Annotated in this window: 17 protein-coding genes; 4 read left to right on the plus strand and 13 right to left on the minus strand. The window is 73.3% G+C overall.

Features of this window, described 5'->3' with window-relative positions; genetic code table 11:
- Positions 1 to 27: 27 nt before the first annotated feature.
- Positions 28 to 813, minus strand: coding sequence for a hypothetical protein (locus FBZ33_RS14865; protein WP_141909492.1), 786 nt, complete (start codon positions 811 to 813; stop codon positions 28 to 30).
- 16 nt (positions 814 to 829) lie between these two features.
- Positions 830 to 1,462, minus strand: a complete 633-nt coding sequence (locus FBZ33_RS14870; RefSeq protein ID WP_141909493.1) for an RNA polymerase sigma factor — start codon at positions 1,460 to 1,462, stop codon at positions 830 to 832.
- Positions 1,463 to 2,002: 540 nt separating this feature from the next.
- On the opposite strand from FBZ33_RS14870, the gene FBZ33_RS14875 reads away from it, so the two are divergent.
- Together FBZ33_RS14875 and FBZ33_RS14880 are read left to right on the plus strand one after the other, a co-directional pair.
- Positions 2,003 to 3,373, plus strand: a complete 1,371-nt coding sequence (locus tag FBZ33_RS14875; RefSeq protein ID WP_255508872.1) for a serine/threonine-protein kinase — start codon at positions 2,003 to 2,005, stop codon at positions 3,371 to 3,373.
- A gap of 105 nt (positions 3,374 to 3,478) precedes the next feature.
- A complete protein-coding gene (locus tag FBZ33_RS14880; RefSeq protein WP_141909495.1) occupies positions 3,479 to 4,741 on the plus strand; it encodes a nucleotide sugar dehydrogenase in 1,263 nt (420 codons plus the stop codon).
- Positions 4,742 to 4,835: 94 nt separating this feature from the next.
- On the opposite strand, the gene FBZ33_RS14885 is transcribed toward FBZ33_RS14880, so the two are convergent.
- The 4 genes from FBZ33_RS14885 to FBZ33_RS14900 all read right to left on the minus strand — a co-directional run bounded on the left by FBZ33_RS14885 (position 4,836) and on the right by FBZ33_RS14900 (position 10,083).
- Positions 4,836 to 7,310: an ABC transporter permease gene (locus FBZ33_RS14885; protein WP_141909496.1), complete on the minus strand. Its 2,475-nt coding sequence runs from the start codon at positions 7,308 to 7,310 to the stop codon at positions 4,836 to 4,838.
- Between the two features lie 147 nt (positions 7,311 to 7,457).
- On the minus strand, positions 7,458 to 8,123 hold the full coding sequence (locus FBZ33_RS14890) for a response regulator transcription factor (RefSeq protein ID WP_099853774.1): 666 nt from the start codon (positions 8,121 to 8,123) through the stop codon (positions 7,458 to 7,460).
- Positions 8,120 to 9,343, minus strand: a complete 1,224-nt coding sequence (locus FBZ33_RS14895; RefSeq protein ID WP_141909497.1) for a sensor histidine kinase — start codon at positions 9,341 to 9,343, stop codon at positions 8,120 to 8,122. Before FBZ33_RS14895 ends, FBZ33_RS14890 begins: the two co-directional genes overlap by 4 nt.
- Positions 9,344 to 9,369: 26 nt before the next feature.
- Positions 9,370 to 10,083, minus strand: a complete 714-nt coding sequence (locus tag FBZ33_RS14900; RefSeq protein WP_141909498.1) for a DUF305 domain-containing protein — start codon at positions 10,081 to 10,083, stop codon at positions 9,370 to 9,372.
- 138 nt (positions 10,084 to 10,221) lie between these two features.
- Here FBZ33_RS14900 and FBZ33_RS14905 point away from each other — a divergent pair, with 138 nt between their 5' ends.
- Entirely contained in the window at positions 10,222 to 11,667 is a 1,446-nt protein-coding gene (locus FBZ33_RS14905; protein WP_141909499.1) for an LVIVD repeat-containing protein, read from the plus strand.
- Positions 11,668 to 11,853: 186 nt separating this feature from the next.
- Positions 11,854 to 13,104, plus strand: coding sequence for an SLC13 family permease (locus FBZ33_RS14910; RefSeq protein WP_141909500.1), 1,251 nt, complete (start codon positions 11,854 to 11,856; stop codon positions 13,102 to 13,104).
- 34 nt (positions 13,105 to 13,138) lie between these two features.
- On the opposite strand, the gene FBZ33_RS14915 is transcribed toward FBZ33_RS14910, so the two are convergent.
- The 7 genes from FBZ33_RS14915 to FBZ33_RS14945 form a co-directional block, all read right to left on the minus strand.
- Entirely contained in the window at positions 13,139 to 13,615 is a 477-nt protein-coding gene (locus tag FBZ33_RS14915; protein ID WP_141909501.1) for a DUF1203 domain-containing protein, read from the minus strand.
- Between the two features lie 70 nt (positions 13,616 to 13,685).
- Positions 13,686 to 14,516: a MerR family transcriptional regulator gene (locus FBZ33_RS14920; protein WP_141909502.1), complete on the minus strand. Its 831-nt coding sequence runs from the start codon at positions 14,514 to 14,516 to the stop codon at positions 13,686 to 13,688.
- A 59-nt stretch (positions 14,517 to 14,575) separates the two neighbouring features.
- Complete coding sequence (locus FBZ33_RS14925) at positions 14,576 to 16,165, minus strand: asparagine synthetase B (protein WP_141909503.1); 1,590 nt, start codon at positions 16,163 to 16,165, stop codon at positions 14,576 to 14,578.
- Positions 16,166 to 16,170: 5 nt separating this feature from the next.
- Positions 16,171 to 17,139, minus strand: a complete 969-nt coding sequence (locus tag FBZ33_RS14930; protein WP_141909504.1) for a DUF5715 family protein — start codon at positions 17,137 to 17,139, stop codon at positions 16,171 to 16,173.
- Between the two features lie 99 nt (positions 17,140 to 17,238).
- Entirely contained in the window at positions 17,239 to 18,060 is an 822-nt protein-coding gene (locus FBZ33_RS14935) for an isocitrate lyase/phosphoenolpyruvate mutase family protein (RefSeq protein WP_141909505.1), read from the minus strand.
- Positions 18,057 to 19,100, minus strand: a complete 1,044-nt coding sequence (locus FBZ33_RS14940) for a cytochrome P450 (protein ID WP_255508873.1) — start codon at positions 19,098 to 19,100, stop codon at positions 18,057 to 18,059. Before FBZ33_RS14940 ends, FBZ33_RS14935 begins: the two co-directional genes overlap by 4 nt.
- A 94-nt stretch (positions 19,101 to 19,194) precedes the next feature.
- Entirely contained in the window at positions 19,195 to 19,938 is a 744-nt protein-coding gene (locus FBZ33_RS14945; RefSeq protein ID WP_141909507.1) for a helix-turn-helix transcriptional regulator, read from the minus strand.
- Positions 19,939 to 19,989: the final 51 nt, after the last annotated feature.

Consider the following 19,989-nt stretch of genomic DNA (forward strand, 5'->3'; position numbering starts at 1 on the left):
AACAGACCGCCCCCGGCCGCCGGCCGATCACTGCGGGGTGGGACGGCCCGTCGGTGGGGGCGGCGGGCTGACCTTCGCCGGTTCCGACCGCTTCTCCTCGGGCACCAGCCGCCGGCAGTACTCCTCGACCTGGCCGGCACTGCCCGCGGCCGTCACCAGCCTCTCGTAGGCCGGCGTTCGCAGCGCCTTGTCCCGCTGGTCGGGCTTCTTGGCCAGCCAGGAGCGGCACAGACCGTGCAACGACCCGCCAGGCGCGGCCTGCGCCGATGGTGTGCCGGGGGCAGGTGGCGTGCCGGGCGACGGCGGGCGGGGCGACGGCGGGCGGGGCGACGGGGTGCCGGCCGACGGGGTGCCCGGGGAGGACGGCGATCGACCGGGCTCGCCGGACCGGGGAGAACCCTGGCCCGGGGTTGGTGACGTGCGGGTCGGCTCCGGTGCGCCCGGGTCGGGCACCCAGTCCTGACTGACCGCGGCGAAGGCCGCACCCGCCGTCGCGGTGACGGCCACCGCACCGATCCAGGCCGCCGCGCCAGCCGTCAGACGGCGACCGCGCGGCCGGTGCGGCACCGACGGCGTCGGGTCTGCTCGGGCCGCCAGGAACGCGGCAACGGCCGCGTCCTCGCCAGCCAACTCTCGCGGGAGGCCCGGGCCGGCGGCCGCGGCGAGCAGCCGCGCCACCGGCTCGGCGGGGGCGGACCCCGGGACGGACGTCGAGGGGGTGTGGGCCTGGCCCGGGGCGGTGTCGGAGCTGCCGTGGGCGGAGTCGAGCAGCCGGTCGGTTTCGGCATGGTCGGCCCGCCGGAACGGGTTCATCGGAAATCCCCTCACGTCAGCCGTCCGCCGGCTCGGTGTGCGGCGCCCGCAGGGCTGGACTGCTGGCAGGGCGGGGCGCCGGCACCCCCTCGACACCGACGGACAACCCGGCCGGGCCCTCGCGCTCCAGCAGTGCCGCGAGCCGCCGCAGGCCTCGGTGGGCGGCGGTCCGAACGGCACCGGCCCGACGACCGAGCACACGGCCCGCGGACCCCGCGTCGAGCCCGATCACCGCCCGCAACAGGACGGCTTCGGCCTCGCGGGGAGGCAGGGTCGCGATCAGCGCCAGGGCGGTCTCGGTGCCGATCGTCTCGCTGGCCCCCTCGGCGGTGTCCGCGTCGCTGGCGAGGTCGGCGAGCGCCTGCACCGGGACCGGAAGTGACGGGCGGCGGCGCATTCGGCGCAGGTGGTCCATCGCCCGGTTGCGGGCGATGGTGACGGTCCAGGCGCGGAACTCGCCGCCGGTGAAGCTGGGCAGGTCACGGGAGATCTGCAGCCAGGTCTCGGAGGCGACGTCCTCGGCGTCCGTGCCGACCAGCGCGGTCAGATAGCGCAGCAGGCCCGGCTGGAGGCTGCGGTAGAGGAAGCGGAAGGCCTCCTCGTCCCCGCTCTGTGCCGCGCCGACCGCTTCCGACAGGTCGCCGGTCATCCGCAACCCGTGCACTGTCCGGGGCGCGTCGGCCCGATCCGCCGAGCAAAGGCAGACCACGCGGTACGAGAGGACCCGCCGACCAACTCCCGCACCCGCACCGCCCCCCGCCGATCTGATCGCGCCCGCTACCGGAGTGGCCCGGGCGGGACGTCCGGTGCCGACGCCAGGGTGGGCGACGCGGCACGACCGCGCGCCGAGATCGCCGGGCGGGCCCGAGCCGGGCTAACGCTAGGAGGGGGACCACCGACGAGCAAGTCGGCAACGTGTCACGGAAGAGTGACAATTATCAACCCGGCGGGACGGCGCGTTGCCGTCACAGGCAGTCGCCAGGAAGTGCGCTCTGTGCCCGACGGCGGATTTTTGCGACCATCCAGCGTTGCCGTGCCGAAAGATGTCAGTTTTCGTCACACCCCGTCGCGGCCTGGTCACAGAGACGCAGCGTCCACAGAGGTCAAGCCGGATGACCTGACGTGTATGACCCGATCGACCGACCGGCCGCGGCGCGCCGCGCGGCGCCGCTCTAGGTACGGTAATGCGGTGTTGTCATCGGAGGTCGTGCTCAGCGGTCGGTACCGCCTGGACGAACGTGTCGCCACCGGCGGTATGGGCGACGTCTGGCGTGCCTCCGACCTGGTCCTCGGCCGGCAGGTCGCGGTCAAGGTCCTGCTGCCGGCGCTGGTCTCCGACCCCGACTTCATCGCCCGGTTCCGGGCCGAGGCCCGGATCATGGCGGCGCTGCGGCACCCCGGCATCGTGCAGGTCTTCGACTGCGGCGCGGATGATCTGCCCGACGGCGGGCGGGCGGACTACCTCGTCATGGAGTTCGTCGCCGGCGAGCCGTTGTCCAAGCGGATCGAGACGGCCGGCCGGCTCGACGTGGCCGAGACGATGTCGATCGTGGCCCAGGCGGCGGCCGCGCTGAACGCGGCACACCGCGGTGGCATCGTGCACCGCGACGTCAAGCCCAGCAACCTGCTGGTGCACGAGGACGGCAGTGTCGTCCTGGTGGACTTCGGGGTGGCCCGTTCCACCGACATCACCAGCATCACCAGCGCCAACGCGGTGCCCGGCACCGCCCTCTACATGGCCCCCGAGCAGGCCGCCGGCCGGCCGGTCAGCGGCGCCACCGACGTCTACGCGCTGGGTGCGGTCACCTACTGCTGCCTCACCGGCAGTCCCCCGTTCACCGGCGACAACCCGCTCCAGGTCGCCGTGCGACACCTGGACGACGAACCACCCGAGCTGCCGCATGACATCCCGGAGGCGGTCCGGGCCCTGGTGTCCCGGGCCCTTGCCAAGGACCCGATCGACCGGTTCAGCAGCGCCGCGGCGATGGCCGAAGCCGCCCGGACCGCGGTCACCGGCGGCGAGCCGCCGACGGCGATGGCGGTTCCGTTGCGCGACGCCGGCCCGGGCACCCGCACCGACGTGCCGGCCGGCGCGGCGGTGGCGAGTGGGGCGCAGGCCGGGCGTCAGCGTCGGCGAGGCCCGCTGGTCGGTGCGGCGGCGGCCATGCTGGTCGCGCTCGTCGGGCTCGGTGCCGCACTGGGCGCGGCGCGCAACGCCGCGGATGAGGACCCGGCGGTCAATCTGCCGACCACCTCACCGACGGTGCGGCCGAGCGGGCCGCTGGACCTGCCGGCCGCGAACGAGCAGGTCGCCACCGGCGACCCGGGCCGACCCGATCGGGGCCCGGTCCCCAACACCTCGCCGTCGGCCCGGGTCTCCGCCACGCCGAGCATCCAGCCGAGCCAGACGACCACCCCGCCAACGCCGGCGCCGACGGTCACCACTGCACCGCCCAGCGATCCGCCGAAGACCGCTACGCCGAGCAACCCGCCACCCGCGCCCGATCCGACCCCCACCACGAGCCCACCGACCGCGCCGGAAGACCCGGTGGGCGGCTGACCGCCCAGTCCCACCAGCACCGATATCCCCAAAACGGACTTACGTCGCCGAAGACGCCTCTAGGCTCTCTGCAGGTCATTTCCACCATCTGCCGCAGGAGCCTGGGTGAGCGCTGAAAAGCTGGTCGTGATCGGTCAGGGGTACGTCGGACTGCCGCTGGCCATGCGTGCCGTCGAGGCCGGGCTGGACGTGGTCGGTCTCGACGTCGATGCCGATCGGGTGAAGCGTCTCGCCTCCGGTGAATCGTTCGTCGAGGACATCCCGACCGACCGGCTGGGCCGGGCGTTGAGCAGCGGCCGATACCACCCCAGCACGGAGTACACCGACGCCGACGATTTCGACATCTGCGTCATCACCGTGCCGACCCCACTGCGCGACGGCACCCCCGACCTGAGCTTCGTCGAGCAGGCCGGCGTCGGCATCGGCCCGTACGTCCGGCCGGGTTGCACGGTGATCCTGGAGTCGACCACGTACCCCGGCACCACCGAGGAGTTGCTGCGCCCGCTGTTGGAATCGGCCAGCGGGCTGACCAGCCCCGGTGACTTCCACCTCGGCTACAGCCCGGAGCGGATCGACCCGGGCAACCCGGACTGGCGGCTGGAGAACACGCCGAAGGTCGTCTCCGGTGTGGACCCGGCGTCACTGACCCGGGTGGACGAGTTCTACCAGCGCCTCGTGCACCGCACCGTGCCGGTGGACTCCACCCGCGTGGCCGAGCTGACCAAGCTGATCGAGAACACCTTCCGCCAGGTCAACATCGCGCTGATCAACGAGCTGACCATGCTCTCGCACCACCTCGACATCGACGTCTGGCAGGCCATCGACGCCGCGGAGACCAAGCCGTTCGGCTTCATGCCGTTCCGGCCCGGCCCCGGCGTCGGCGGGCATTGCCTGCCGATCGACCCGTGCTACCTGTCGTGGCAGGTCAAGCGCCGCCTCGGCCGGCAGTTCCGGTTCATCGAGTTGGCCAACGACATCAACCACGAGATGCCCGAGCACGTCGCGCAGCGGATCATGGCGGGGCTGAACCGGAGCGGCCGGGCCGTCAGCGGCGCACGACTGCTGCTGCTCGGTCTGGCGTACAAGAAGAACACCGGCGACATGCGGGACTCCCCCGCGGTCGACGTGGCCCGCCGCCTGCAGGCCCTCGGCGCCGAGGTCCACGCGGTGGAGCCGTACGCCGAGCCGCACCAGATCCCGGCCGGCGTCACAGTGGTCGGGCTCTCGGAGCGGGAGGTGAGCGCCGCCGACGGGGTGGTGGTGGTCACCGACCACGACAGCATCGACTACGACCTCGTGGTGCGGCACGCCCGCTACGTGTTCGACACCCGCAACCGGTGCGTCGGCCCGATGGTCGAGCGCCTGTAGACCCGGCACCGCTGGCCGGTCCCGCCGCTGGGGAAGATGGCGGGGCCGGCCGGCGGATGTCCGTTCGGGTCGCGCGCGGCCGGGACCGCGTCGGTCACTGGTCGGCGAGCGCCTCGACGACCGGGCGGGACAGCGCCCGGCGGGCGGGCAGCACCGAGGCGAGCAGGGCGGCCAGCACCGCGACGCCGAGGGTCAGCCCGAGTTGGCCGAGCGGCAGCACCACGTGGAAGTCCCCGCCGAGGCGGGTCAGCAGTGCCATCGCGGAGGCGCTGACCCCGGTGCCGAGTCCCACCCCGAGCACCGCGCCGACCAGCGCCATCAGCACCGCCTCGATGGCGAGCACCGCCCGCATGCGCCCTCGGGTGAGCCCGACCGCCCGCAGCACGGCGTTCTCCCTGGTGCGCTCGACCACCGACAGGCTCAGCGTGTTCGCCACACCGACCAGGGCGATCACCACGGCCAGGCCGAGCAGCGCGGTGACGAGGACGAGCAGCATGTCGACGGTGCCGGTCAGCATCTTCTTGTACGCCCCCTGGTCCATCAGGTTCACCGTCGGGTAGCGGCCCAGCACCGCCTCGATCGCGTCCCGGGCACGTTCGGCGCTCACGCCGGGGGCGGGGTCGATCTCGGCCAGGTAACCGCGCTGGGCGGGGAAGAGCGCTGCGAAGTCCTCGTCGGCCATGTCGATGACGTGCCCGACGGGCGCGCCGTCGGAGCGGGTGTCGTCGGTGACCACGGCGGCCACCCGGAACGACCGGCCCTGGACGGTCATCGGCGAGCCGACCTGCCAGCCGCGGGCCTGCGCCAGCTCACGATGGACCAGCACCTGCCCCGGCCCGACCCGGCCGGCGTCGCCGGCGAGCACCCGCTCCAGCGTCCGGCCGACCAGCGCCGGGTGGGCCGCGCGGATCTCGACGTCGGCGACGACCGTGCTGCGCTGCTCGTGCACCACACCCAACTCGGGGCGGGCGGCAAGCTCACCGGCGAGCGCGCCAGGCAGATCCTGACCGATACCGCTGACCACGAAGTCGGTCCCGATCCGGGCGTCCACGCTGCGTTCGATGCCGTCCTTGGTGCTGCGGGCACCGACCATGAATGCCGACACCAGTCCGATCCCGATCACCAGGGCGGTGGCGGTCGCGGCGACGCGCCGCGGGTTGCGGACCGTGTTGGCGACCGCCAGCGCTCCGGTCGCCCCGAGCACGCGCCGTGCCGGCCAGCCGAACACCCGGGCCAGGGCCGGGACGAGCACCGGTCCGAACAGGACGATGCCGAAGAAGGCCAGCACCCCGCCGCCCGCCACCAGGATCAGTTGGCCGGCGCTGGCGGCGCCGACCAGCGCCGCGACCCCGATGGCCAGCACCACCGCGCCGAAGGTCAGCCGTACCCGGCCAGCACTCCGGGCGGGCTGCACCGCGGCGTCGGTCAGAGCGGCCACCGGGGCGACCCGCGTCCCCCGCCAGGCCGGCAGCAGGGCGGCGCACACGGTCAGCGCGGTACCCAGCAGCAGGCCAGTCAGGACTGTCGAACCGGACACGGTCAGGCCACCGGCGACCGGCACGTCCAGTCGGGACATCACCAGCCCCATCCCGCCGGCGAGGCTCACGCCGAGCAGCACGCCGAGCGCCGAGGCGACCAGCCCCAGCACTGCCGACTCCAGCACGGCGGCCCGGAAGACCTGCCCGCGGGTCGCCCCGATCAGGCGCAGTAGCGCGGTCCGGCGGGTGCGCTGGGCCAGCACGATCGCGAAGGTGTTGGCGATCACGAAGCCCGCCACCACCACGGCGACCCCGACGAAGATCAGCAACAGCATCCGGAACTGGTCCACGTTGCGCACCGCGTCCTCGACGGCCTCGTCGAGGATCTGTTGGCGACTCTTCACTGTGGCTTCGGCGCCCGCCGCGGCGCGCACACGGTCGGTCAGCGCCGAGACGGAGGCCCCCGGTCGGGCCGCCACCAGAATGCGGCCGTAGCCGCGCTCGCCGGTGAGAGCCAGCGCGTCCGGCCCGACCATGCCGACGAACGGGCCGCCGACGTCGCGGGAGGTGCCAGCCACGTCGACGGTGCCGACCAGGGTGTACGGACGGGCCGGGCCACCGGAACCGCCGACGCGGACCGGCGTGCCGAGCACGAAGCCCTCTTTGGCGACCGTCGGCGCGTCCAGCACCACCTCCCCGGCACGGTCGGGCAGTCGGCCGGCGACCACGTCGTACGAGCGCAGGGCGTCCTCGGTGGGAATGGCGGCGAGCACGGTGAAGCCGAGCACCGGGCGGCCGTCGACGCCGACGACCCCGGCGGTGTTGGTCAGCTCACCGGCTGCGGCGGCCACCCCGTCGACCGCGCGCACCTCATCGACCAGGGTCGGGGGCAGCAGCTCCCGGCCGGCCGAGTAGACGCCCAGGTCGGTGTGGCGGTCGAAGGTGCCGGCCCGCTCGTAGGTGCCGGCGCGCATCCCGTCGACGAAGATCATGGTGCCGGCGACGAACGCGACACCGAGCACGACGGCCAGCGCGGAGAGCAGCATGCGCAGCGCCTCGGCACGCAGCGAGCGCAGGGTCAGGCGGATCAAGCGGGGCTCCCGGTGCAGGTGGCGGATCGGACCCCTCCGACGCTATGGCCGGTGTCGGTTCGTCCATCTCCACCTGTGCGCTCGACCTGCGTGCGTCCGGGGTCGCGGTGCACACGTCGGCCGCTACGACCCAGGTCGTACGCGGGGTCATCCGCCGGGTGTGACCAGCCCGCTCTCGTACGCCAGGACCACCGCCTGGACCCGGTCACGCAGCTGGAGCTTCGCCAGGATCCGCCCGACGTGGGTTTTGACCGTCGCCTCGGCCACGTGCACCCGGGCGGCGATCTCCGCGTTGGACAGCCCCTGGGCGACCAGCAGCAGCACCTCCCGTTCCCGGTCGGTGAGCTGCGTCAGCCGGGGGTCGGCGCTCGGGCCGGCACCGAGCTGCCCGGCGAAACGGTCCAGCAGCCGCCGGGTGATCGACGGGGCCACCACGGAGTCGCCCTGGGCGACCACCCGGATCGCGGCGAGCAGTTCCTCCGGTGGGACGTTCTTGAGCAGGAACCCGCTCGCGCCGGCCTGGAGGGCCGCGAACGCGTCGGCCTCGGTGTCGAAGGTGGTCAGGACCAGCACCCGGGGCGGGCCCGCGGGCCGGTCGGCGCAGAGCCGCCGGGTAGCCTCCACCCCGTCCATGGTCGGCATGCGGATGTCCATCACGACGACGTCCGCCTCGGTGCGGGCGAGCACCCGCAGGGCGTCCGCGCCGTCGATCGCCTCGCCGACCACCTCCAGGTCGGGCTGGGAGTCCAGCACCATCCGGAACCCGGCGCGGACCAGCGCCTGGTCGTCCACGATCACCACTCGGATCGTCATGCCGCGATCACCTCCGTTGCCGGCTCCGACGGTAGCGGTAGCCGCACCTCGACCTGCCAGCCCCCGACGGGTCGGGGGCCGGCGGTGAGGCTGCCGTCGTACACCGTCACCCGCTCCCGCATGCCGAGCAGGCCGTGACCGCCCGACGGCGTGGGGCTGACCAGCGGGCGGCCCTGGCCGTTGTCGACCACCCGGACGACGACGGCCTCGGCGGTGTAGGCCAGGCAGACCTCGACGCCGGCGCCGACGCCGGCGTGCTTGAGCGCGTTGGTCAGTGCCTCCTGCACCACCCGGTAGACGGTCAACTCCAGGCCCGGGGGCAGGGCCGGCGGCGCGCCGGTGACGGTGCTGCGGATGCGCAGCCCGGCGTCGCCGAACCGGGTCAGCAGGTCGGGCAACTCGGCCAGGGCCAGGCGCCGGTGCTCCGGGTCGGCGGCCACCACGAGCCCGTCGGCCCCGTCGGCGGCGCCACCCGGGCCGGCGTCGCGCAGGACGCCGACCAGCCGGCGCATCTCCTCCAGTGCCTGCCGGCCCGTGTCCGCGACCACCTTGACGGCGGTGCGCGCCTGGGCGGGGTCACGGTCGAGCATGAACCGGGCGCCGTCCGCCTGGACGATCATCACCGCCATGCTGTGGGCGACCACGTCGTGCAGCTCACGCGCGATCCGGGTGCGTTCCTCGGCGACCGCCGCCCGGGACTCGGCCTCCCGTTCGCGTTCCAGGGTCGTGGCCCGTTCCTCCAGGCTGAGCACGTAGAGCCGGCGGGTCCGCACGTTCAGCGCCACCAACCACACCGCGCCGGTGACCAGCGCGTACCACAGCGCGGTGATCCACCACTGGACGACGTGGGGGGTCTGCGCGGCGGCGAGCAGCACACCGACGGCGGCGACCGCGCCGGCCACCACGCCGTCACGGAGCCGTTCGCCGTACTTCACCACGCTGTAGAGCGCGATCAGGACGGCGATGTCGTAGACGAGCGGGCCCCACCCGGCGATCACCTGGACCAGGGCGAGCGCCGCGACCACCACGGTCACCGCGCTCGGGTGGGTGCGGCGCAACACCAGCGCCGCCGCCATTGCCACACCGACCAGGGTGGCCGCCCAGCCGCCCGGCTGGTTCACCGCCGCGGTCAGGCTGATGAGCGCCACCAGGGCGGACACGGCCACGTCGAAGGCGACGCCGCGCAACGGCCGACCGAACATGGTGCGTCTCACGGTCACCCAGCGTACGTGCCGGGAGGCCGGGCTCAGCCCGCGAGGACCTCACGCATGCGGTCGATCTCGACGGTCTGCTCGGTGGCGACCGAGTTGGCGAACTCGTTGAGCGTCAGGTCGGAACCGACCTTGAGCAGGTTGGTGGCCATCTCGATGGCGCCCTCGTGATGCTCGGTCATCATCCGCACGAAGAGCCGGTCGAAGTCCGCGCCACGGGTCGCGGCGAGCTGCCGCATCGCCTCGGGCGTCTGCATGCCACGCATGGTGCCGTGGTCGTGCCCCTGGACCTCCGCCGGGAGCCCGCGAGTCTGAAGCCAGCCCCGCATCATGCCCATCTCCGGCCCCTGGCTGGCGCGAATGCGGTCGGCGAGCGCGCGGATGTCGGGGTCGGCGGCCCGGTCGGGGGCGAGTTCCGCCATCGCCAGAGCCTGCGCGTGGTGCGGGATCATCATCCGCACGAACCAGACGTCCAACGAGTTGTGCGGCGCCGGGCCGGCGTCGCGGACCTCGTGGGCCGCGCGGGTGGTCGCCGACTCACCCGGACGACCGGGCGCGATGACGGTCAGGTCGGTGGGCACGGGGCTGGCCGAGGGCGACGCGGGGGGCGCCGAGGTGGCGGGCGCGGAGGCCGGCCGCGCGGCCCCCGTTGCGGTGTCGTCCCCAGAGCGGATCACGATGAAGGCCACCAGCGGCAGCACAAGCGCCAGTGTGACGATCGCCAGGGTTCGTGCACGCCGGTTGGTCATGGGCAACTCCCTGGGGTCGAGGTCATCGCGATGTTATCCATTGAAGAAGACACTTTCATGTGACACAGGTCACATCGACGTTCTTCTCCGGGCGGTAAGGTGTCGACCATCGTCTTCCCCTTGCGAAGGGCCTCGCCGATGATCAGACTCCACAAGCCACGGTTACGACAACTCCGCATCGTGGCGCTCGCCGCGACCGGCTTCCTCGTCGCCGGCGTCCTCGTCGCCCCGGCGAGCAACGCCCAGGTGGTGCCCCAGGCGGCGCCAACTGCCGCCCCCACCAACACGATCCCCGGCGTCGACGAGATCGTGAGCAGCCCCAACCTGCGTCAGATCGCCAACGTGCCGAAGGTCGCCCCACTGGACGCGACCAACAGCGACATCGCCTTCCAGGGCAAGTACGCCTTCGCGGGCAACTACAACGGCTTCGTCATCTACGACATCTCGCGGCCGAGCGCGCCAACGGTCGTGTCCCGGGTGCTCTGCCCGGGGTCGCAGAACGACATCTCCGTCCACGGTGACCTGCTCTTCCTCTCCACCGACTCGTCCCGCAGCGACGACTCCTGCAACAGCACCACGCAGGGGGCGGACGTGAAGGAGTCCTGGGAGGGCATCAAGGTCTTCGACATCAAGGACAAGGCAAACCCGCGGTACATCAAGTCCGTCGAGACGGCCTGCGGCTCACACACCCACACCCTGGTGCCGGGCAAGAGCGGCAAGACGGTCTACCTGTACGTCTCGTCGTACAGCCCGCGGGCCGAGTTCCCGGACTGCCAGCCGCCGCACGACTCGATCTCCATCATCAAGGTGCCGGTGAAGAAGCCGACCGACGCCGCGGTGATCGCAGCCCCGAACCTCTTCCCGGACGGCGGTTTCCCGGGCAGTGAGACCGGCTCGGCGACCACCGGCTGCCACGACATCACCGTCTACCCGGCCAAGGACCTGGCCGCCGGCGCGTGCATGGGTGACGGCATCCTGCTCGACATCAAGAACCGCGAGAAGCCGCGGGTCATCAACCGGGTCCGGGACACGGTCAACTTCGCGTTCTGGCACTCGGCCACCTTCAACAACGCCGGCACCAAGGTGATCTTCACCGACGAGCTGGGTGGCGGCGGTGCCGCGACCTGCAACGAGGCCGTCGGACCGACCCGGGGCGCGGATGCCATCTATGACATCAGTGGTCGCGGCGACGCTCGGAAGATGAACTTCCGCAGCTACTACAAGATCCCCCGCAACAACTCCGACACCGAGAACTGCGTGGCGCACAACGGCTCGCTGATCCCGGTGCTCGGTAAGGACATCATGGTCCAGGCGTGGTACCAGGGTGGCATCTCGGTCTGGGACTTCACCGACTCGGCCAAGCCGAAGGAGATCGCCTTCTGGGAGCGCGGTCCGCTGTCGGCCGACAGGCCCGTCGGTGGTGGCACCTGGTCCGCGTACTACTACAACGGCCACATCTACTCCAACGACATGGTGAAGGGCCTGGACGTCCTGGAGCTGAACGACTGGCGTACCTGGACGGCCAACCTGACCCGCTACAAGGAGCTCAACGTGCAGACCCAGCCCAGCTACCTGGGCTGGTAGGCACCGAAGCACGAAACCGGGCCCGGCCCCCAGAGATCGGGGGCCGGGCCCGGCCGTGTTCGGGCAGGTACGCCCGGTCTGTCTGGTTCCCCCGCACCGGGCCACCTCGCCCGGCCGACCGCGCTCCCCGGCGATGGTGGGGCTGGTCACGACGGCGGTGCCAGCGCGGGCGGCAGACCAACCGTCATGCGAACGTCGTCAGACGTGAAGCTTGCCGCCGTCGCCGATGCGCCGCCCGCACCGCCCGAGCCGACCAGCCGCTGGCGACCCCACCCGCTGGACCTGGTCGCGGTCATCCTGGCCGTGGTCGGCGCGGCCTGCGCGCTGAGCGGGCTGCTGCCCCGCGCGGAGACCACCGCGACACTGCACCGGATCCTGCCGCTGCTGCTCTTCCTCGGCACCGTGATCGTGCTCGCCGAGCTGACCGCCGTCGCCGGCGTCTTCGACGTGCTGGCCAGCGGGCTGGCCATCGCCGCCCGGGGCAGGTGGGCGGCCCTGTTCCTGCTCTGCGGCGGGCTGGCCACGGTGACCACCCTCGTGCTCAACCTCGACACCACCGCAGTGCTGCTCACCCCGGTGCTGCTCGCGCTGGCCCGCAACCTGCGCGTCCCCGCCGCCCCGCTCGCGGTCACCACCGTCTGGCTGGCGAACACCGCCAGCCTGCTGCTGCCGGTGTCGAACCTGACCAACCTGCTGGCCGCCGACCGGGTCGGACTGACACCGCTGGCGTACGCCGAGCGGATGGCGCTGCCGCAGCTCGCCGCAGTGGCGGTCACCATGGCGCTGCTCTGGTACGCCTGGTGGCGGCGCGATCGGCCGGTCGGGGGACGGTTCGTTGCGCCGGCCCGGCACGTACCGGCCGACCCGGTGCTGCACCGCACCGCGCTCGCCGGCTGCCTTCTCTTCGTCGCCGGCATCGTCGCCGGGGTGGAGATCGGGCTCGCCTCCACCGTCGCGCTCGCGCTGGTGCTGCTCGGCTTCGTGGTCCGGTCCCCCGCCACGTTGCGCCCCGGGCTGGTGCCGGTGCGGCTGCTGCTCTTCGTCACCGGCCTGTTCCTGGTCGTGCAGACCCTCGGCCGGCACGGGCTGGACGACCTGGTGGGCAACCTGCTGGGCACCGACGGCGGGGCGCTGGGCGCGCTGCGCGCGGGCGGCACCGGCGCCTTGCTGTCCAACGCGGTGAACAACCTCCCCGCCTACCTGGCCGGGGAGTCGGTGCTGCCGGCGGGCGACCACACCCGTCTGCTGGCGCTGCTGATCGGCACCAACGTCGGCCCGCTGGCCGCGCCCTGGGCGTCACTGGCCACCCTGCTGTGGTTCGAGCGGTGCCGGGCCGCCGGGGTGAGGGTGCCGGTGACCCGCTTCGTGGTGACCAGCACGGTGCTCGCGGTCACCGGCACCCTCGCCGCTGTCGGCGCGCTGCTGCTGGTCAGCTGAGCGCTCGCGCCGGGCGTGGACAGCAGGGCCAGGGTCACCCGGTCGCCCGCCGCACGACGAACATGAGGCAGCCATACACCACGTTGCGGCTGTGCAGCTCACGGGCCGTCGGGTCGGCCAGCAGCTCGGCGATCACCCCCTCCGGGTCCGTGCCGTCGTGCAGCCGGCCGCCGCAGATGCGGCCCTGCCGGTCGTACGCCCGAAGGACCTGGGGTCGCCCCCGCCAGGCCGGCGGGTGCCCGCCCGCCGGGTCCCGGCCGGGGCAGGCGGTGGCGTGCGCGAAGACCGGTCCGATCTCCCGGTACGGGCCGGCGGCGCCCGGCGGCGCGTACCCGAAGAGCAGCAGGTCCTCACCCTCGTCGGCATCGCGCAGACAGCAGCGCAGTGCTTCGCCGCCACCGGCTCGGAGCGACTCGACGGGCCGGTCGGCAGCGTCCCGGCCGGTCCGGCGGACGGTGTCGAGCGCGGCGGCCGGCAGGGCGTGGACGCGGAACGTGGTGCTGTTCGTCATCGGTCCAGCCTGGCGCGGTGACGGCGGGAGTGCTGGCGGCGATCGGACCTGACGTTGGGCCGCCGGTCACTCAGTCCCGGTGGACGGCGAGCTGGAGTTCGGTGACGCCCTTCTCCGGGGCGTCCGGGCAGTAGTCGAGGTACACCTCGCGGGCGAACCCGTCGGTGCGGTACCCGTTGTCCTCGATCCACCGGGCGAGGACCTGCATGCTCTCCTCCACGTCGTCCATTGCACCGTGATGGATGATCGTCGCGGCGGTGCGCACCGCGGGCAGGTCCACCACCTCGACGTCGGAGGCGGCCTCCGCCCCGACCCCCACGACCACCCCGGCATGCACCACCACCGCGTCGCCGTCGTCGCCGGGGGCCGGCTCGTACCAGGCGATGCTCGGCCCCGCCGGCGTGATCCCCGCGCCGGCCAGCCGACGGAACAACTCCGGGTAGAGCGGTTGGATCACCGGGCCGATGTCCTCGCCCTGGTAACTGGGCGCGACAGCGGTCAACTCCGCGACGCGGACCGGCACGATCTCCTTGAGTACGACCTCCTGGGTGGTCATCCGACCCTCCGACTCGATCAAACGGAGCCTCGCCTCGACGGCCGTCAACCGGGCGGTGTCGGCAGCCAGCTGTTCCGCCAGTTGGCTTCGGCGCAGCCGCAGCATGCCGCGCAGCTCGGCCACGTCGACGGCGTCGTCGACGATCGCGCGCACCTGGTCGAGGGTGAGGCCCATCTCCTTGAGGGCGATCACCCGGTTGAGCCGGCGCAGCTGGTCGGCTCGGTAGAAGCGGTAACCGGTGTGCGGGTCGACGCTGGCGGGGCGCAGCAGGCCGATGCTGTCGTAGTGGCGCAGCATCCGCACCGACACGCGGCCGAGTCTGGCGAAGTCTCCGATGGTGAACATGGTCCCTCCACGCTCGTCCCTGACACCGTGTCAGAGTCAAGCGTGGCCCGCGGGGCGGTTCAGCGGCGGGCCGGGCGCGGGCCGACCAGCCGACGGACCATCGGCGCGGCGTTCCACTTGGCCGCGCCGACCAGGTCGCGGGCATGCTCCAGGACCGTGTAGTCGGGCCGGGTCAGCCCGTCGGCGATGGCCCGGTCCAGGTCGTTGCCGCAGCGGCTCAGGACACTGTCGAAGTCCCGGCGGACCGGCTCCTGCAGGTCGTAGCCGAACGAGCGGTGCAGCCGGGCGAAGAGCGGCTTGTACAGCCGCACCCGCTCGTGCAACCCCGACGAGTACGACATCGGGTTCTTCGGGCGGCGCAGGATGTAGTCGGGCAGCACGTCGGCGAACGCCCGCCGGACGATCCACTTCTCCTGCCCGTGGCGCAGCTTCAGATCCAGCGGCAGCCGCATCGCCAGCTCCACCACACTGAGGTCGAGGAACGGCAACCTCGCCTCCACCCCGTGCCCCATGGCTGCCCGGTCGACGCGCTGCAACTCCGTACGGCACAGATTGCGGATGCGGTGCAGGAAGAGTCGGCGCGCCGCGGCGGGGCCGACCTGGTGATACATCCGGTAGCCGCCGAACAGCTCGTCGGAGCCGTCGCCGGTGAGCACCACCTTGATGCCCAGGTCACGGAGCCGGCGGAAGATCGGCACCGACACGACGGCGTTGATGATGTCGCCGTACTCGGTCAGCTCGGAGATCCGGATCGCCTCGCGGACGTCGGCGAGCCGGATGTCGCGCGGACGCAGCTCGACCACCACGTGCGGCACGTCGAGGTCGGCGGCGAGCCGCCGGGCGTACGCCACGTCGGGGCTGTCCGCAGCGCCGACGGTGACCGCCACGCAGTCCGGGTGGATGTCGCGCACCTGCCGCAGGGTCAGCGAGCTGTCCAGCCCACCGGAGAGCACCACCCCGACGGTCAGGTCGGTTTCCACCCGCATCCGGATCGAGTCGCTCAGCGCGGCGCGGACGAGCAGGGCGGCCTCGTCCGGGTCGTCGATGATCGGCAGGCCGTCACCGATGGTGAGCAGGTCGACGTACGGGTTCAGCCGCACGTGCCCGTCCGCCTCGGCCCAACCGTGGTGCCCGGGCGGCACCTCGGCGATCGGGGCACCGTGCCCGACGAGTGCCTTGACCTCGGAGGCGAGGTGCAGGCAGCCGGGCCGGCGGGACCAGTACAGCGGCTTGACCCCGATCGGGTCGCGGGCCAGGTACATCCGGCCGGTGGCCCGCTCGACGACCGCGAAGGCGTACTCGCCGCGCAGCCGCGTCACCGCCGCCTCGCCCCACTGCTGGAACGCGGCGAGCAGCACCTCGGTGTCGCTCTCGGTGCGGAAGGCCTGCCCGAGGCGGGTCAGTTGGGCGCGCAACTCCCGATAGTTGAAGATCTCGCCGTTGAAGCAGAGCAGCCAGCGCTCATCGGTCGAGGTCCACGGCTGCACCGCCCGGTCCCGGTCGACGACACGAAGCCGGCGGGTGCCGGCGAGCAGGCCGTTCTCGGACCGGGTCTCGGTGACCTCACCGCGGGGGGCCAGGACGGCGAGCATCCGCCGGAACGTCGCCGGGTCGGCCTCGGGGCCGATGCTCAACGCGATGCCGCACACCGGGGTCAGACCCCCATCTCGGCCTCGTAGGCCCGGCGCAGGCGACGCCGGGCGGTGGGCGCGAGGCACAGGTGCCAGGCCTGCCCCTCGTCGATCACGTTCAGCTCCCCGGCCCGCTGCCTGTTCAGCAGCACCTCCGCGAGGGTGTCCCGCGCGCCGAAGCGCTCGAACCAGGCCAGCTCGACGTCGACCGAGTAGCCGAGGCAGTGCCCGCTGGGCAGCATCGCGGCGTACCCCAGGCGGCGCAGCCGGTACTGGTGCTCGGCGCTGCGGACCAGGCTGGTCACCCACAGCGGCGGGGTGGCCGGCGGCGCGGCGGCGGCGAACTCGCGTGCGATGTCGTTGAGCAGCGCCACCACCTCGCGTCGTGCCCGACGGAACAGCAGCCCCGCCGTACGCGGGGTGAGGTCCGGTCGCAACCGCCGACGCAGCCCGCGCGCGGCCCGGCCCAGCATGGTGGCGGGCTGCTCCTGGTAGCGGAAGCCCAGCAGGTCGCGGCGGCGCAGCCACTCCAGGTCGACCAGTTCGGCGCTGCCGTTGACCTGGTCGTCGGTGAGGAACGTCGGGGCGTCCTGCCACCACAGCACGTCGATGCGGGAGAGCAGGTAGATCCGGACCAGCGCGGTGAGGTCACGCGCCGAGGTGCGGTCGTTCGGCTGGTAGCGGGCCATCTCCAGCAGCAGCGTCTCGCGGGCGCCGATCAGCCCCTGCGGGGTGGCGTCGAGAACGTCGGCGAGCGCCGGCTCGCGCAGTCGTTCGTCGATGAGCACCTGTCGAGCGCGGGTGCTCGACGCGTCGGCCAGCGCGCCCACCTCGACCAGCAGCTCGGCGACGGCTGTCCGGTAGGCGGCGAGGTCCGGCTCGGGGGTGGGAACGCGGCGGGGAGTCGTGCCGGAGGGCCGGCGGCGTGCCGGCGCGGTGGGCGACACGGGCGAACCGGGTTGCTGTCCCGGGCTACGGCTGGGCACACGCATGACGGGGTCCCTTCTCCGGTCACGACACTGGGTGGTTCGCCCTGTAACACACCGTAATTGCCGAGACCGGAGTGGACCGAACAATCCTCCTATCTACTCCTAAGGAAGCCGACCGTCCGGTTGGACACCGGCGCTCGGCGGCACCAGGCCCTGCACCTCGGCGTACGACGGCAGCCCTTCCGTCGTCGCGAGTCCGCCGGCGCGTACCTGATCGGCGGCGGCGAGCGCGGCGGCCAGCGCCACCCGGAACAGCAGGGAGCCGGTGCTGACCCGGGCAACCCCGGCGGCGGCCAGCTCGTCCAGTACTGGTCCACCCGGCTGGTACAGCGCGTTCACCGGGGCGTCGATCCGCTCGGTGAGCACGCGCAGCGTGGCCGGGTCGACGATGCCGGGCACGAAGATCCCGTCGGCGCCGGCGGCCCGGTAGGCGTGCGCACGGGCGAGAGTCTGCGGCAGCGGGTCGTCCACCCCCAGCCACCAGGTGTCGGTCCGGGCGTTGACGAACAGGTCCGGCACCGCCGCCTTCACCGCCGCGACCTTGGCGGCGATGCACCCCGGCTCGGTGAGGGTGCCGTCGGCACGTCCGTCCTCCAGGTTGATACCGACCACGCCGAGCCCGGCCAGCTCCGCCACGTAGCCGGCGACCGCCGCCGGATCATCGCTGAACCCGGCCTCGATGTCGACGCTGAGCAGCACCGGCAGGTTGGCCAGCCGGCGGGCCAGGGCCAGGGTCTCCTGCGCGGTGGCCGCGGTGCCGTCGGGTCGGCCCGCCGCCGCGGCGACCCCGAGGCTGGTGGTGCCGATCGCCGGGTGGCCGCGCGCGGCGAGCGCCGCCGCCGAGGCGTGGTCCCAGGCGTTCGGCAGCAGCAGCGGTCGGCCGGTGTGGTGCAGGGCGCGGAAGTCGGCACGGCGGTCGGTCATCGGACGCTTACCTCCAGGTTCGTCGGGACACGCAGGGTCGGGTGCGGCTCGTGGCGCAGGTCGGCTCGGAGACGCCGGCAGCGTGCGCGCAGCACGTCGAACACCCCGGCGGCCAGGGCCAGGGCGTGCCGGTCGCCGGGGCAGCCGCGCTCCCCCGCCCCGAAGGTCAGCAGACCCGCACCGGGCCGACCGGGCCGGAACGCCGCCGGCTCGCAGAACACCTGCGGGTCACGGTTGGCGGCATCGAAGCGCAGCAGCACCGGGCTGCCCGCCGGCAGGTCCCGCCCACCCAGGCGTACCCCGGCGGTGGTGACGCGCCGGGTCGCCCGCACCGGCGGGTCGAGCCGCAGCACCTCGGCCAGCATCGCGCCGGTCTCCACCGGTCCGGGCACACCGCCCGGCAGGCCGCCGAGCGGTGGCAGCAGGTGGTGGGCGGCGGCACCGATCAGACCGCCCGTCGCGTCGCACGCCTGGACCAGCAGACCGATCAGGTTCGCCCGTACCTCCGGCGGGGCCGGCGGCGCGAGCGCCAGCAACGTCGCGACCGCCTGGTCGGCCCGCCGGGCCAACGCAGGATCAACCCCCGGGTGGTACGCGGCAGCGACGACAGCGACCGCCGTCCCGGCGGCTGCCGGATCGGCGAAACCGAGCCGGCCGGCCAGCACCCGCAGCGGCACCGGCCGGGCCACGTCACGCGTCACGTCGAGGCGGTCGCCGGCCCGGTCCAGGACAGTGACGGTCAGCCGGGCAGCCTCGTGCCGCAGCTCGTCCGGGTCCAGCTCGGTCAGCGCGCTCACCACGACCGCCCGGCGCTCGGCGTGCCGCTGCGGGGGGCTGAACCGGCTGACCGAGGCGCGCAGCCAGGCGAGCGTGCCGGGCGGGCCGCTCTCGACGGCAGGCACCCGGAGGGCCGGGTCGGTGAGCGCCGCCCGCACGTCGAAGTGCCGTGTCACCCACCAACCGCGCTCCGGTTCGAACGATGGCGGGCCGCAGTCCGGCGTTCCGGGAGCGGGAGCGATGTCAGGCCAGCTGTCAGTCACGGCCCGACCGTAGAACCCGAACCCTTCGCTCCCCACCGAACAGTCAAGCCCGCACCGCGCCGCGCGCCCCGCCGCTGGCGGGTGGGCGACAGGGTCAGGCTCGGCCGCTGGTGGGTGTCGGGGGCGACGTGGGGGTGAGGGTGTCGTCCGGGACGTGCAGGGTCTCGGCCAGGGCGACGCGACCGATCGGGGTGAGACGGATCGCGCGGCCGGGGCCCTGGGTGATCCAGCCCAGGTCGGTGAAGCGGCGGCACAGTGCCGCCCCGAGCGCCCCGGCCAGGTGCGAGCGGCGTTCGGTCCAGTCGAGGCAGTCGCGGACCACCGGGCGGCGGGCGGTGCGCAGCACCTGCACGGGTACGCCCAGGTCGGCCGCCCACGCCCACCCGTTGGCGGTCAGCGCCAACCCGCTGGACCGGTCCAGCCGTCCGTCGGCCAGCAGCGCGTCGTACATCAGCACACCGAGGCGTCCGGCCAGGTGGTCATAGCAGGTCCGGGCGTACGCCAGAGCGGCGCTCGCGGTGGCGGCCCGCAGCGACCCGACCGGCGCGAGTGGGGTCGGCGCGTGGCCGGCCAGGCCCTCGATCAGCTGGGCCACCGACGGCCCGGCCAGCCGCAGGTAGCGGTGCCGACCCTGCCGTTCCTCGACCAGCAGCCCGCCCCGGACCAGCCGGGTGAGGTGGTCGCTGGCCGTCGACGGGGCGACCCCGGCGCGGCGGGCCAACTCCCCGGCGGTCCACGCCCGGCCGTCGAGCAGCGCGAGGCAGATGCCGGCCCGGGTGCCGTCGGCCAGCAGCGCGGCCAGCTCGGCCATTCCCCGGCCCTCGGTGCCACCACTCATGGCCCCATCATCGCCCCGGCCATCGGCGCGGTGAGCGGCCGGGTGCGGCAC

It is taken from the genome of Micromonospora sp. A202 (assembly GCF_006715105.1).
Classification (GTDB): Bacteria; Actinomycetota; Actinomycetes; order Mycobacteriales; family Micromonosporaceae; genus Micromonospora; species Micromonospora zamorensis.